At 65.3% G+C, this 12829-nt stretch carries 7 protein-coding genes and 1 pseudogene; 1 reads left to right on the forward strand and 7 read right to left on the reverse strand.

What is annotated here, in order from left to right; translation table 11 throughout:
* Nucleotides 1–147 precede the first annotated feature (147 nt).
* From U5775_RS29695 to U5775_RS29710, 4 genes are all read right to left on the reverse strand, one after another.
* A complete protein-coding gene (locus tag U5775_RS29695; protein ID WP_322061690.1) occupies nucleotides 148–4992 on the reverse strand; it encodes an NAD-glutamate dehydrogenase in 4845 nt (1614 codons plus the stop codon).
* Nucleotides 4993–5129: 137 nt separating this feature from the next.
* Nucleotides 5130–6122 carry a porin gene (locus U5775_RS29700; RefSeq protein ID WP_322061697.1) on the reverse strand — a complete coding sequence of 331 codons (993 nt, stop codon included), beginning with the start codon at nucleotides 6120–6122 and terminating at the stop codon, nucleotides 5130–5132.
* Nucleotides 6123–6216: 94 nt separating this feature from the next.
* Complete coding sequence (locus U5775_RS29705; RefSeq protein WP_322061691.1) at nucleotides 6217–8736, reverse strand: glucose/quinate/shikimate family membrane-bound PQQ-dependent dehydrogenase; 2520 nt, start codon at nucleotides 8734–8736, stop codon at nucleotides 6217–6219.
* 44 nt (nucleotides 8737–8780) lie between these two features.
* A complete protein-coding gene (locus tag U5775_RS29710) occupies nucleotides 8781–9884 on the reverse strand; it encodes a porin (RefSeq protein ID WP_322061692.1) in 1104 nt (367 codons plus the stop codon).
* Nucleotides 9885–10351: 467 nt separating this feature from the next.
* Between U5775_RS29710 and U5775_RS29715 the strand changes: the two genes are divergently transcribed.
* Nucleotides 10352–10885 (forward strand): cysteine hydrolase family protein, encoded by a 534-nt coding sequence (locus U5775_RS29715; RefSeq protein ID WP_322061693.1) that lies wholly within the window; start codon nucleotides 10352–10354, stop codon nucleotides 10883–10885.
* Nucleotides 10886–10960: 75 nt separating this feature from the next.
* Here the strand turns inward: U5775_RS29715 and U5775_RS29720 are convergent, their stop codons facing one another.
* The 3 genes and pseudogenes from U5775_RS29720 to U5775_RS29730 all read right to left on the reverse strand — a co-directional run.
* Complete coding sequence (locus tag U5775_RS29720; RefSeq protein WP_322061698.1) at nucleotides 10961–11638, reverse strand: trimeric intracellular cation channel family protein; 678 nt, start codon at nucleotides 11636–11638, stop codon at nucleotides 10961–10963.
* Between the two features lie 234 nt (nucleotides 11639–11872).
* Nucleotides 11873–12325, reverse strand: coding sequence for a MarR family winged helix-turn-helix transcriptional regulator (locus U5775_RS29725; protein WP_322061694.1), 453 nt, complete (start codon nucleotides 12323–12325; stop codon nucleotides 11873–11875).
* Between the two features lie 116 nt (nucleotides 12326–12441).
* Nucleotides 12442–12829: pseudogene (locus tag U5775_RS29730) on the reverse strand (NADH oxidase); the annotation flags it as partial.

A 12829-nucleotide genomic window follows, 5' to 3' on the forward strand; every position in this document is an offset into this window, starting at 1 on the left:
AATGAAAAGTTGATAATTTATCTTATGTAAAATCATCAACGCAGTTCCACACCGGATGTCCAACCTCGCGTATATCCCCACATCGAGCAAACGCGGGAACCGCACCGATCTTAAACGGTTCCCGCGCGGTGACACACATCCCAAATCCTACGGCCGTTCCAGCGCCGCCATCGCCCTCACAATCACCAGCAACACCGAAAGACTCACCCCACTCGTCGCACGCAACTCGGCAAGCAGGCGCCCGTAGCGTTCGAGCGCGGCCTCGTGCTGCTCGCACCAGGCATCCACGAGCGCCTGCGCGTCGTCCGTGTCGGGGGCCTGGGCGAGCGCGTTCGTCGTGAGCGCGCGCTTGAGGCGCGCGACTTCCGCAAGCGCCGCCGCGCGCGCCATCGTGTCCCAATGCGTGGGCGTCGGCAAGGCCGCCGCGCGCTCGCCGATCCAGCCATAATTCAGGCGCATATCCAGCGCAAAATACGCCGCCGCCACATGCTCGAGCGGACGATCGCACGCCGCGGCCACATCTGCGATATCAAGCAGTGCGATGGAAATTTCTCCACTCGCCACGCGCACCGCCAACGCGCTTTCCACGCCGGCGTTCACAAGCGTGGCCTGACGCGCCGACAACGCTTCGAGATCGGCGGCAGGCAGCAGCGTCGGCAGTTGCGGCGCGAGCCGCTGCGCCGCGTCGCGGCAGCGCGCGAGCAGCGTGCCGCCCACGTCCACGGCGCCTGCCTGCAGATGCCGCAGGAACCAGAGCGCCGCGCGCTCGAGCAGCCGCGCGATGTCGACGAACATATGCGCCTGCACGTCGTCGGGCACGCGGTTGTCGAGCGCGTCGATGTCGCGCCACACGTCGTTGAGGTCGAACACGTCGCGCGCCATGATGCAGGCGCGCACGATGTCGCCGGGCTGCGCATCGGTTTCCTCCATCAGGCGATGCACGAACGCGCAGCCCACGCGGTTCACGAGCGCGTTGGTCAGGTGCGTCGCGAGGATTTCGCGGCGCAGCGGATGGCGCTGCATCGGCTCGCTGAAGCGCTGCTGCAGCGGCTTCGGAAAATAATCGATCAGCAAGTGGGCGACGAGCGGGTCTTCGGGCACGTCCGATTCAAGCAGCGCATCGTAGAGCCACATCTTGCTGTAGGCGAGCAGCACGGCGCGCTCGGGCGACGTGAGGCCGAGCTTCGCGCCCTGGCGCTCCGCGATTTCCTCGTCAGTGGGCAGGAATTCGATGGCGCGATTCAGGCGGCCCGCGCGTTCGAGCCAGCGCATGAGGCGCGTTTCGGCGTCGAGCAGTTCCGCGCTGTAGCGGCCCGCGATCGAGAGCGCCTGGGTCTGGTAGTAGTTGTCGCTCAGCACGAGCAAGCCGACTTCGTCCGTCATGTCGGCGAGCAGCGTATTGCGCTGCTTCATCGTCATCTCGCCATCGGCCACCACGAGGCCAAGCAGAATCTTGATGTTGACTTCGTGGTCCGAACAATCGACGCCGGCGGAATTGTCGATGGCATCGGTATTGATGCGTCCGCCGCGCTGCGCGAACTCGATGCGGCCAAACTGCGTGACACCAAGATTGCCGCCCTCGCCCACCACCTTGCAGCGCAGGTCGGCGCCGTTGACGCGCACGGCGTCGTTCGCCTTGTCGCCCACCTGCGCATGGGTCTCGTGCGCGGCCTTCACATAGGTGCCGATGCCGCCGTTATAGAGCAGATCGACCGGCGCGAGCAGGATCGCGCGGATCAATTCGCTCGGCGTAAGCGCGGATGCCTCGATGCCGAGCACGCTCTGCACAGCGGGCGAAAGCGGGATCGTCTTCACGGTGCGCGGGAACACGCCGCCGCCCGCCGATATGGCGGCGGGATCGTAGTCGGCCCAGCTCGAACGCTCGAGCGCGAAAAGCCGGCTGCGCTCCGCGAAGCTCGTCACCGGATCGGGGTTCGGATCGAGAAAGATATGCCGATGATCGAACGCGGCAACGAGCTTGATATGCGGCGAGAGCAGCATGCCGTTGCCGAACACGTCGCCCGACATGTCGCCGACGCCAACCACGGTGAAGTCGGTCGCCTGGGTATCGACGCCCATTTCGCGGAAGTGCCGCTTGACCGACTCCCAGGCGCCGCGCGCGGTAATCGCCATCTTCTTGTGGTCGTAGCCCACCGAGCCGCCCGAGGCGAACGCGTCGTCGAGCCAGAAGCCGTATTCGCGCGAGATTGCGTTCGCGTAGTCGGAGAAGGTTGCTGTGCCCTTGTCCGCGGCCACCACCAGATACGGGTCGTCGGGGTCGTGGCGCACCACGTCGGGCGGCGGCACGACTACGTTGTTCACGAGATTGTCGGTGAGGTCGAGCAGCCCGCGCAGGAAGGTCTGATAGCACGCCACGCCTTCGCGCATCCACGACTCGCGGTCGGTGGGCGGCGGCGGATTCTTCACCACGAAGCCGCCCTTCGAGCCCACCGGCACGATCACCACGTTCTTCACCATCTGCGCCTTCATGAGGCCGAGCACTTCGGTGCGGAAATCCTCGCGCCGGTCGGACCAGCGCAGGCCGCCGCGCGCGACGCGTCCGCCGCGCAAGTGCACGCCCTCCACGCGCGGCGAGTAGACCCAGATCTCGAACATCGGCTTGGGCTCGGGCAGCCCGGGCACTTTCGCCGGATTGAACTTGAACGATAGCGACGGGAGCGGCACGCCATCGGCATCGCGCCGGAAATAATTCGTGCGCTGCGTCGCGTTGATAACGCCGAGGAACTGCCGGAGAATGCGGTCTTCGTCGAGATTGGGCACCTGGTCGAGCGCGCTTTCTATCGCCTTGAGCGCGCGTTCCGTGCGGGCGTCGCGCCCTTCCCCGAGCTCGCCCACGGCGGGATCGAAGCGCATGATGAACAGCTCAACGAGCTGGCGCGCGATGGCCGGGTTGCCGGTGAGCGCGCGCTCGATATAGGCGTCGCTGAAGGTCGAGCCCACCTGGCGCAGATACTTCGCGTACGCGCGCAGAATGGTGACTTCGCGCGCGCTCAGATATGCGCGCAGCACGAGCCGGTTGAAGTTGTCGTTTTCGACACGCGTGGTCCACACGCCCTCGAACGCGTCTTCGAACAGGTCCTTCACGCGTTCGATATCGAACTCCGTGTCATCGGCGAGTTCGAGGCCGAAGTCGTGCACCCACGCGCTCTCGCAGCCCGGCGCCTCGATGACGTAAGGCCGCTCTTCGTCGACGCGCACGCCCAGATGCTCGAGCATCGGCAGGCTGCGCGACAACGCAATGGCCTCGCCCGTGCAGTAGACCTTGAAGCGGAACGCACGCGGCCCGGATTCGATGGGCCGATAGAGATTCATCGCGATGCGCTGCGTCCCCTGCACGCGCTCGATCAGCTCTATGTCGCGTACCGCCGTGCGCGCCGGATAATCGTCGCGATAGCCGGCGGGAAACGAGTCCGCGTAGCGATGCAGGAGCCGCGTGCCCTGCTCTTCGCCGAACGCGTCGAGCAAGGCGTCGGCCAGATCGTCCTGCCAGCGCCGCGTGACCTGCACGAGCCGCGCCTCCAGCTCGCGCGTATCGACATCGGGCATTGTGCCGGTTTTAGCATGGACAACGAAATGAATGCGCGCGAGCGCCGATTCCGAAAGCAGCGGCGTGAATTCCACCGATTCGCCGTTGAAGGCTTCTTTCAGCAGGTTCGCGATGCGCTGGCGCAGATCCGTGTTGTACTTGTCGCGCGAAACGTAGACGAGGCACGAGACGAAACGGCCAAAGCGGTCGCGCCGCACGAACAGACGCGTGCGCTGATGCTCCTGCAAGCGCAATACGCCCATGGCGATCTCGAAGAGATCGTTTTCGTCGGCCTGGAAAAGCTCGTCGCGCGGCCAGGTTTCGAGCACCGTCACGAGCGATTTGCCGAGATGTCCTTTGGGCAGGAAGCCCGCGCGCCGCACGATGTTCGCGCACTTGCGGCGCACGATCGGGATTTCCGAGCTCGAGACCATATAGGCCGTGGAGGTATAAAGCCCCACGAAGCGCCGCTCGCCGCAAACCTTGCCGTCCGGTCCCACGAGCTTGACGCCCACGTAGTCGAGATAGCCGGGACGATGCACGGTCGCGCGCGAATTCGCCTTGGTCAGGAAGATGGGCCACGCGCCCGTGATGATGTCCGTCGCCACGCTCGGCAGCGGCGTGATGTCGGGCGTATCGGGCGCGCGCAGCGACTCGCGCAGGATGCCGAGGCCCGAGCCCTCCACGCCGCGCAGCGCGAATCCGTCGTCGTGCTCGACGAGCGCGTAATCGCGCTGGCCGAGGAAGGTGAAATGATCGGCCACCATCCATTCGAGGAACGCGCGCGATTCCACGTCTTCGGCGCTGCTCTCGCGCGCCTTCATGGTCTTGATCGTGGCGCGCGCCACCTCGACGATCTTCGGCCAGTCTTCGACCGCCGCGCGCACGTCGCCGAGCACCTTGGCGAGCGCGCTGCGCAACGCTTCGAGTTTTGCTGCATCGCCACAGCGGTCGACTTCGAAATGAATGAACGAGGCGAGTTGCGACTGGCTATCGTCCGCGCCCGCCCCGCCCACATCCATGCGCACGATCGCGCCGTCCTGGCCGCGCCAGATGCGAAACACCGGGTGCATGACCGAATGCAGCGCGAGGCCGAGTTTGTTGACGGCCATGGAAACCGAATCGACGAGAAACGGCATGTCGTCGTTGACGATCTCGATCACGGTGTGGTCCGAATGCCAGCCGTGCTGCTCGAGGATCGGGTTGTAGACGCGCATGCGTTCGGCGCCGGGGACGAAGCGCTGCGCCGTCTGCCAGTGCGCCATGGCGGCGCCGTAGAGATCGGCGATGCTGCGGCTGCGCAGGTCCTCCGCATCGACAAAGTCGTAGTAGTGCCGGAGGAAGGGTTCGACGATCTGGAAGGTGGGCTCGGGTAATCGCGCTCGCGCGAATTCCACGACATCGGAGAGCAGATGGGTGACGAATTCCTCGTTTCTCACTTGCATGGCGGGCTCCTGGAGGGACGGCCATGGACTGCATCGGCGGGAGGTCCATTATGCACCGGGCAGATGTCGGAAAGGCGGCAGCGTGCACGCTATAACGCGCCTGCCAAGCGTGCCGCGTCGCAGCATTTGCGGACCCGCTAGAACCGGTCGATCATCCCGAACTGCACGCCCCGCACCGTCGCGCCCGGCCACGATGGCGTGAGGCCCGTGACGTTCACGCCGCGCAGCGTCATTTCTCCTTGTCCACGATTGCGCAGCCAGCCGGCGCTCGCGTAGAGCAGCACGCGCCGGGAGAGGTCGTACTCGCAAGCCGCGCTGAACTGGTCGGCGTTGTTGTCGCCGCCGGAGCGGTCGCGCATATAGGTGTAGCCCAGCGAGGCGCGAAAGCGCGCGCTCAGCGCATAGCGCGCGGAGACCGACACGCCGTCGTTGTGATAGCGCGGCGTGCCGCCGTCGCCATTGAAGAACGAAACAAAGCCCGTGACCGGGCCGTATACGTACGAAACGCCGCCGAGATTCGCGCGCAGCGCGCCGTTGCCGTGCGTCTGCTGGTGCGCGTACGAAATGCGGAACGGGCCGTTGCGGTATGCAAAGGTTTCGATGTTGCCAGCGAAGCCATTGCCGTCGCCATCGCTCGCATCGCGCAGCGAGGTCATGAGCGTCGTCGAGAAGCCGTGGAATTCGGGCGACAGATAGGTGATCGCGTTGCTTTCGTACGGCGTGATCTTCGAGAGATTGTCGAGCCCCGAGGCGATGGTGCCCGCGCCGAACGCGTCGAGTCCGCCCTTGAACGGGATGTAGATCGGCGAATACTGGCGGCCCACGCGCAGCGTGCCGTAAGGCGTGCCCATGCCGATCCACGCCTGGCGGTTGAAGATCGTATTGCTCACGGCGTACGTGCCGTCGGTCGAGCCGAAGCCGTTCTCGAGCTCGAACAGGATCTGCACGCCGTTGCCGATGTCTTCGGCACCACGCAGGCCCATGCGCGAACCGCGATACGCGCCCGAGTCCATGCGCGCGACGTAGCCCGCGCCCGGGTTGGTGACTTCGATGCTCGTGTCCAGTGCGCCGTAGAGCGTGACGGAGCTTTGGGCGTGCGCGTTCATCGCGTGCGTCGCCAGCACGACCATGGCGGCCGATACTGCCGACGCACGCGATGCGCTCAACGCACCTGATGCACTTAATGCACCGAGGCGCGCACGGATACGCACCAATACGCGCGCGTTACTGCGGCAGCGCGTAGGCAATCACGTAGTCGCCAAGCTTCGTGCCAAACGAGCCATGTCCGCCCGCTGCGATCACCACATACTGCCGCCCGTTGACCGAATAGCTCATCGGCGTGGCCTGGCCGCCTGCGGGCAGACGGGCGCGCCAGATTTCCTTGCCGGTGTTCACGTCGAATGCGCGGATGTAGTTGTCCGCCGTCGCGCCGATGAACGCCACACCGCCCGCCGTCACGATCGGGCCGCCCAGCATCGGCATGCCCATCTTGAACGGCAGCGGAATCGGCGAGCTGTCACGCACCGTGCCAATGCGCTTCTTCCAGATGATCTGGTTGGTCTTCAAGTCGATCGCGGCCATGTAGCCCCATGCCGGCTGCTTGCACGGTAGGCCGAGCGGCGAGAGGAACGGGTTGATCGTCACGCCATAGGGCACGCCGTATTGCGGCTGGATGCCCGACTCCGTGCCGCTGCCCTTGGCGCCCGGCTCCGGCTCCAGCGGATTGCCGGGGCCGCGCGGAATCAGCTTCGAGACGAACGGCAGCGCGATCGGATTGGCGATGGCGATCTGGCGATCGGTGTCGACGGCAATGCCGCCCCACTCGAACATGCCGAGGTTGCCCGGGAACACGAGCGTGCCCTGCAGCGAAGGCGGCGTGAAGGTGCCTTCGTAGTGCAGCTTGTGGAACATCACGCGGCACACGAGCTGGTCGTACATCGTGGCGCCCCACATGTCGGCGTCGGTGAGCGGCTTCTTCGGGCGGAACGTGAGGTCGGAGAACGGCTGCGTCGGCGAGACGTGGTCGCCAGGCGCCGCGCCTTGCGGCACCGGCAGTTCGGGCGCGGGCACGACGGGCGTGCCGGTGCGGCGGTCGAGCACGAACAGATTGCCGGTCTTCGCAGGGGCATACACGACCGGCACGGTCTTGCCGTCCTTGTCGGTGATGTCGGCGAGCGTGGGCTGCGAAGGCATGTCCATGTCCCACAGGTCGTGGTGCGCGGTCTGGTAGAACCAGGCGAGCTTGCCCGTGGAGGCGTGCAGCGCGAGGAGGCCGCTCGCGTAGCGCTCCATGAGCGGCGTGCGGTCGCCGCCCCAGATGTCCGGCGTCTTCACGCCCATCGGCAGATAGACGATGTCGAGCTTCGCGTCGTAGGCGGCGGGCGCCCACGAGTTGGGCGAATTCCACGTGTAGTGCTCGCCCGGACCTGGGATCTTGTTCGGATCTTCGGCGCCCGTATCGAAGGCCCAGAGCAGTTCGCCCGTGCGCACGTCGAAGCCGCGGATCACGCCCGAGGGCTCGCGATTCGAGAAGTTGTCCTCGACCGCGCCCGCCACGACGATCACCTTGCTCGTGACGACCGGCGGCGAGGTGGGCTCGTACATGCCCGGCGTGGTGACGGGCATGGCGTGCTGCAGGTCGAGATCGCCATTGTTGCCGAAGCCCGCGCAGCGCTCGCCCGTGGTCGCGTCGAGTGCGTAGAGGTGGCCGTCGTTCACGGGCAGCAGGATGCGGCGCGTGCAGGTGCCGTTCGCCGATGCCGTGGTTGTGGCCGCGGCGGCCGGCGTTGCCGAGGCGGCATCGCTCGCGGGCGTGGCGGCTTGTGTGGAAGAAGCCTCGGCGTCGCTGGCGGAAGCGGCGGCTTGCGTCGACGATGCTGCGGCTGCATCGCTGGCGGCAGCGGCCGCATTCGCAGAGAGATCGACGTACGACACGCCACGGCAGGTCACGTGCTGGAACGACGGATCGGCCTGCAGCTGCGGATCGAACTTCCACTTGAGCTCGCCCGTCTGCGCGTCGAGCGCGAAGAGCTTCTGATGCGGCGAGCACAGATAGAGCAGATTGCCGATCTTGAGCGGCGTGACTTCATTGGTGATCTCGACCGGATCGTTCGGGCCTTTCATGTCGCCCGTGCGGAAGGTCCAGGCCACCTGCAGGTTCTTCACGTTTTCCGGCGTGATCTGCTGCAGCGGCGAGTAGCGCGTGCCTTCCTGCGTGCGTCCGTACGCGGGCCAATCGGAAGGATCGATGCCGTCGGGATTCGCGGCAGGCGTCGTGCCCGCCGATGCGCCGAACGTGCCGTTCACCGTCTGCGGATCGTTGTAGCACGCGTAGACCAGCACGCCCGCCCAGATCACGAGCGCGCCCACCAGCGCGCTCACGCCGGCTTTCTTCGCGCCTTCGAGGCGCCAGCTCACGAGCAGCAGCAGCCACACGCCGAAGATGACGAGCACGCCGGAGCGCGGCGCGAGCGCCCAGAAGTCGGGCCCCGACTCCCAGAGCGACCAGATCGCCGTGCCCACCAGCACGAGCGCATAGAGCACGAGCGCCGAGGGACTGCGCCGGTACAGCAGCCACGTCACGCCGAGCAGCACGACGCCGGTCACGACGTAATACGCCGAGCCGCCGAGCGAGAGCAGCCAGGCGCCGCCGATCAGCAGATAGAGCGCGGTGAGCGCGATGAAAACGAGCGTGATGCCGCCGATGAATCCCGGCGATGTCGACGATGCCGATTGTCTGGACATAATGATTTCAACCTTCGTTTGAAGACGCCGCTTGTCAAAACACGTCAGAACACGTGCATCATGCCGATGTACGCCCCAGTCTGCGATTCGCCGGCCATCGGGCTCGTTGGCGAGCTCGAATCGCGCGGCGTGGCGAACACCGAGAAAGTGCCGTTCTTGCTGTTGTTCACATACGCCACCGTGCCGTAGAGGAACGTGCGCGTGCTCAGGTTGTAGGTGGTGCCGAGCGCATAGAGCATGGCGTGGCTCGACGGATCGTGCGAGACATCGCCGCCGCCCTCGCCCACATGGATGTAAAAGCCTGCGGCGGTCATGGCCCAGCGCGGCGTGGCCTGATAAGTCGCGCCGAGCCAGTAGTGGTCGGCGCTATCGGCCACGCCCACCGGCGAATCGGGCGCCGCATAGTGCGTGTATGCGGCCTGGATCTTGAACTTCTGCACGCGCAGATTGCCGCCCACGAAATACTCGCGCGAGGCGGTGAAGATGTTGGAGAGGCGGCCGTTCTGATCGCGCAGCTCGTCGTAGATGCCGCGCACGTCGAATAACGACGAGTGATACGAGAGCATGATGCCGTCCGAGCGGCCGAACTCGCCCGGCGCCCCGCTATTCCAGGCGCCCGGCTGATTGCCCAAAGCATACTGCCCCTGCACGTCGAAGCCGTGCCAGACGGGGCTGTGATACTCGACGTTATTGCTGGTCTGCTGCCAGTTGCGCCCGCGCACGAGCGAAGCCGACGACACCGCCTGCTGCACGAACGGATCGAATTCCCACACGCCGTCACTGTCGATGAAGAGATTGCGGCCTGCCTGCAGTTGGCCCCATGTCTCGTTCTTCAGGCCGACATAAGCGCGGCGCGAAAAGAGGCGCCCACCGCCCGTGGTGCCGTTCATGATCTGCAGCGCGGTTTCGAGGTCGAACAGCGCGCTGGTGCCGCCGCCCAGGTCCTCGGTACCCTTGAGGCCGAACATGCTGGTGCCCCAGTCGCCGCCTTCGGCGCTCCAGCGGCTCGAACTGCCGCCCGTGCCGTTGGCGATATGGTTCAGGTATTCAATGCCGCCATCGACGCGACCGTACAGCGTCACGCTCGACTGTGCCGAGGCAGCCGTGCTGGCTGCGAGCAGGACGCATGCGCCCAGTTGTTTCTTCACGTCAGCTCCCAGGTGGATTGTTCTTTCGTTATCCGTGCCGTGCGGGCCTTACGGTCCTGCCTGAGGCCAGGTCACGGGGCGATTCATCCAGTACCGCTGGGTATGCTCCACGCAGCGCCCGGCGGCAACGCATCGTCCGATGCGCGCCGGGCCAGGCACACTGCGTCTGGAAAATATAGCGCGTCATCGAGAATAGTGCTTTGTGGCTGGTTGCAACGAGGCCGGACTCTATCAGCCCGATATGAGAATTGCAGCGAACATGACAGCGTGAACGATGCATGACGCGCGGTCGCGCCCACCTTTTTATTTCATTGTGCTTACATTGTTTGTGGCGACCTCGCTGGCAGAGCGTGGTCATGCGTTTGGCGTTAGTCGGCGCAAATTCACGTCGCGCCAATGCGCGCACATTCGCCGCGAGTGCCGACACCACAAGCTAAAATCGGCGTTTCCCCACCCTTCGCCCTGCCATGCCGACCGCACTGCTTGTCATCGATTTCCAGCAAGGACTCGTGTCTGTCGACCCACTGCCCGGCAACGCGGTCATGGTCACCGCCAACATCAATACTCTGACGCAACGCGCCCGCGAAGCGGGTGCACCCGTTGTCTTCATCCAGCACGAAGACAGCGAACTCGTGCGCGGCGAAGAGGCGTGGGAGATAGCGCAAACTTTGCAAGTGGCGCCTCAGGACTACAAGGTCGGCAAGCGCACGCCCGACTCCTTTCTGAACACGGAGTTGGGACAGATACTGGAGCAGCACGGTGTGAAGCATGTGGTCGTCTGCGGTTATGCAAGCGAGTTTTGCGTCGACACGACAGTGCGCCGTGCGGCGGCCAATGGTTACAGCGTCACGCTCGCCACCGACGCGCACACGACCCACGACAAGCCTCACGCCACAGCGGCCACGATTCGCGAGCATCACAATCAGACGCTCTCGAATATCCGCAGCTTCGGCCCGCGGATTGCCGCCGTGCGCACCGAAGCCATCGCATTCGGTGCATAAGCACAGATCGTTCCCGGAGGAACAGCGCGACCTGCTTCTTTTGCCTGCGTTCAGCAAGCACTCAACGGAAACGCTCTATCGCGCGTTGCGCTGATCGTCCGTGGAGTCCGCGCGCGTGGGGGCATGTTTCGTGCCTTCGCGCGTATGGAACACGGGCAGGCGCCAGCCAAAGTACAACGCCGCCAGGCGCAGCGTCACGCAAGCCACGGTCGCGAGCCATGGCGTCCAGAACGAGGACCACTCCATCGCGGTGAGTCCCACCTGCAACGCCGCGCCCAGCAACGCCGCCGACGCATAGATTTCACGTTCGAGAATCGCGGGCACGCGCGAAAGCAGGATGTCGCGCAGTACGCCGCCGCCCACCGCGCTCACCATGCCGAGCAGGATCGCCGTCTCTGCGCTGTTGGTCCAGATCCACGCCTTTTGCGCGCCGGCCACCGCGAACAGCCCGAGGCCGATCGCATCGAAGAACAGCACAGGATGGCGCAGCCGACGCACCTGCGGATAGGCGGCGATGGTGAGCGCCGCCGCGACCAGCGACACCGCCAGATACGCCCAGTTCGAAAGCCCCGCGGGCGGGATCGCACCAATGCTGACATCGCGCACGATGCCGCCGCCGCACGCCACCATGAAAGTCACCACGATGATGCCGAACAGGTCGAGCCGCCGCTGGCGGGCGGCCACGGCGCCCGAGATCGCGAACGCAAAGGTCCCGACGAGATCGAGAACGGTGTACGCCGTATGGACATTCATATGCGCGCTCACGTGCGCGCCTAGTGCTGCACTCACGCTGCCTCGCTTTCCTGTCCGGTTTTGCGTTGTTTACCCTCGGAGCCAGGCCACGCGAGCGCTGCGCGCAGCGTCGGTTCGAGCAGATGAGACATAGGGGACTCCTTGTGGCTGACGTCGGGCATTACGGCGGGAAATGATGGGTTGGGAACGGAGTTTGCATGGCGCGCCTGCGCCCACTCGTGGGAAGCCGTCATGTCAGGTCGCACCTGTGGCGCTTTCCAGCAGACTATCCGAAAGTTTTTCCAGCAGGCGGTCGAGCGCCTTGCGCTCGCCGAGCGTGAGCGCAGCCGAGAGGTCGGCTTCGAGCGCGGCCCCCACTTTCGCCGACGCCCGCGCCACCTTGACGCCTTCGGGCGTGCCGCTCAGCGCGATGCTGCGGCCGTCTTGTGCATGCGTGCCGCGGCCGATCAGCCCGCGCGCCTCCAGTTCGGCCAGCGTCTTCGAAAGCAGGGTTTTTTCGATCAAGGCGCGCTGCGAGACGGCTTTCGGCGTGATGCCGGTCTCGGCGCAAACGAGGCGCAGCACGCGCAGCGCACGCACGTCGAGGCCCCAGCGCTCGCGGTAAACGGCGTTGGCGCGCTCGCTCAGGAGCGCGCTCGCGAGATCGAGCCTGAAGGTGAGAAATCCAGAACAGAGGCTGGTGGACAAGCGCGCACTCCTATGGCGTGCGCCGGCAGGGCCGGCGGCGCATGGGAGTATAGTCACTTAGTTGAAAATTTCAACTATTTGCGCGAGGGCTGACGATGCCCTGCCTCGTGCGTCGTTCAGGCCGCCATGGCCAGTGCGTTGGGGGTGAACTTCTCGTAGTGGAAGCTGTTCGGCTTCACGCCGTCGTCGAAATACTTGCGCACGGCGTCGACCATCGGCGGCGGCCCGCACAGGTACACGTCGACATCGCCTTCGTTCAGCGCATCGGCCGGGATGTGCTGCGTCACCCAGCCCTTGCGCGGATGATTCGATTCCGCTTCGGCCACTACGGTCGCAAAGCTGAAGTTCGGCAGCTTCGCCGTATACGCCTCGATCGCTTCCACCTGCACGAGATCGAGATCGCGCGTCACGCCATAGATCAGATGCACCTTCTGCTGCGAATTCGTGCTCGCCAGCACCTCGAGCATCGAGAGGAACGGCGCGAGCCCCGTTCCGCCGGCCAGA

Origin of the sequence: Paraburkholderia sp. J63, assembly GCF_905220245.1 — a bacterium.
In the GTDB taxonomy this organism is placed as follows: domain Bacteria; phylum Pseudomonadota; class Gammaproteobacteria; order Burkholderiales; family Burkholderiaceae; genus Paraburkholderia.

Coding starts and splice junctions, on each gene's coding strand:
- U5775_RS29695 (WP_322061690.1), bottom strand. CDS start 4,992: ATGCAAGTGAGAAACGAGGAATTCGTCACCCATCTGCTCTCCGATGTC.
- U5775_RS29700 (WP_322061697.1), bottom strand. CDS start 6,122: ATGGTCGTGCTGGCGACGCACGCGATGAACGCGCACGCCCAAAGCTCC.
- U5775_RS29705 (WP_322061691.1), bottom strand. CDS start 8,736: ATGTCCAGACAATCGGCATCGTCGACATCGCCGGGATTCATCGGCGGC.
- U5775_RS29715 (WP_322061693.1), top strand. CDS start 10,352: ATGCCGACCGCACTGCTTGTCATCGATTTCCAGCAAGGACTCGTGTCT.
- U5775_RS29720 (WP_322061698.1), bottom strand. CDS start 11,638: ATGAATGTCCATACGGCGTACACCGTTCTCGATCTCGTCGGGACCTTT.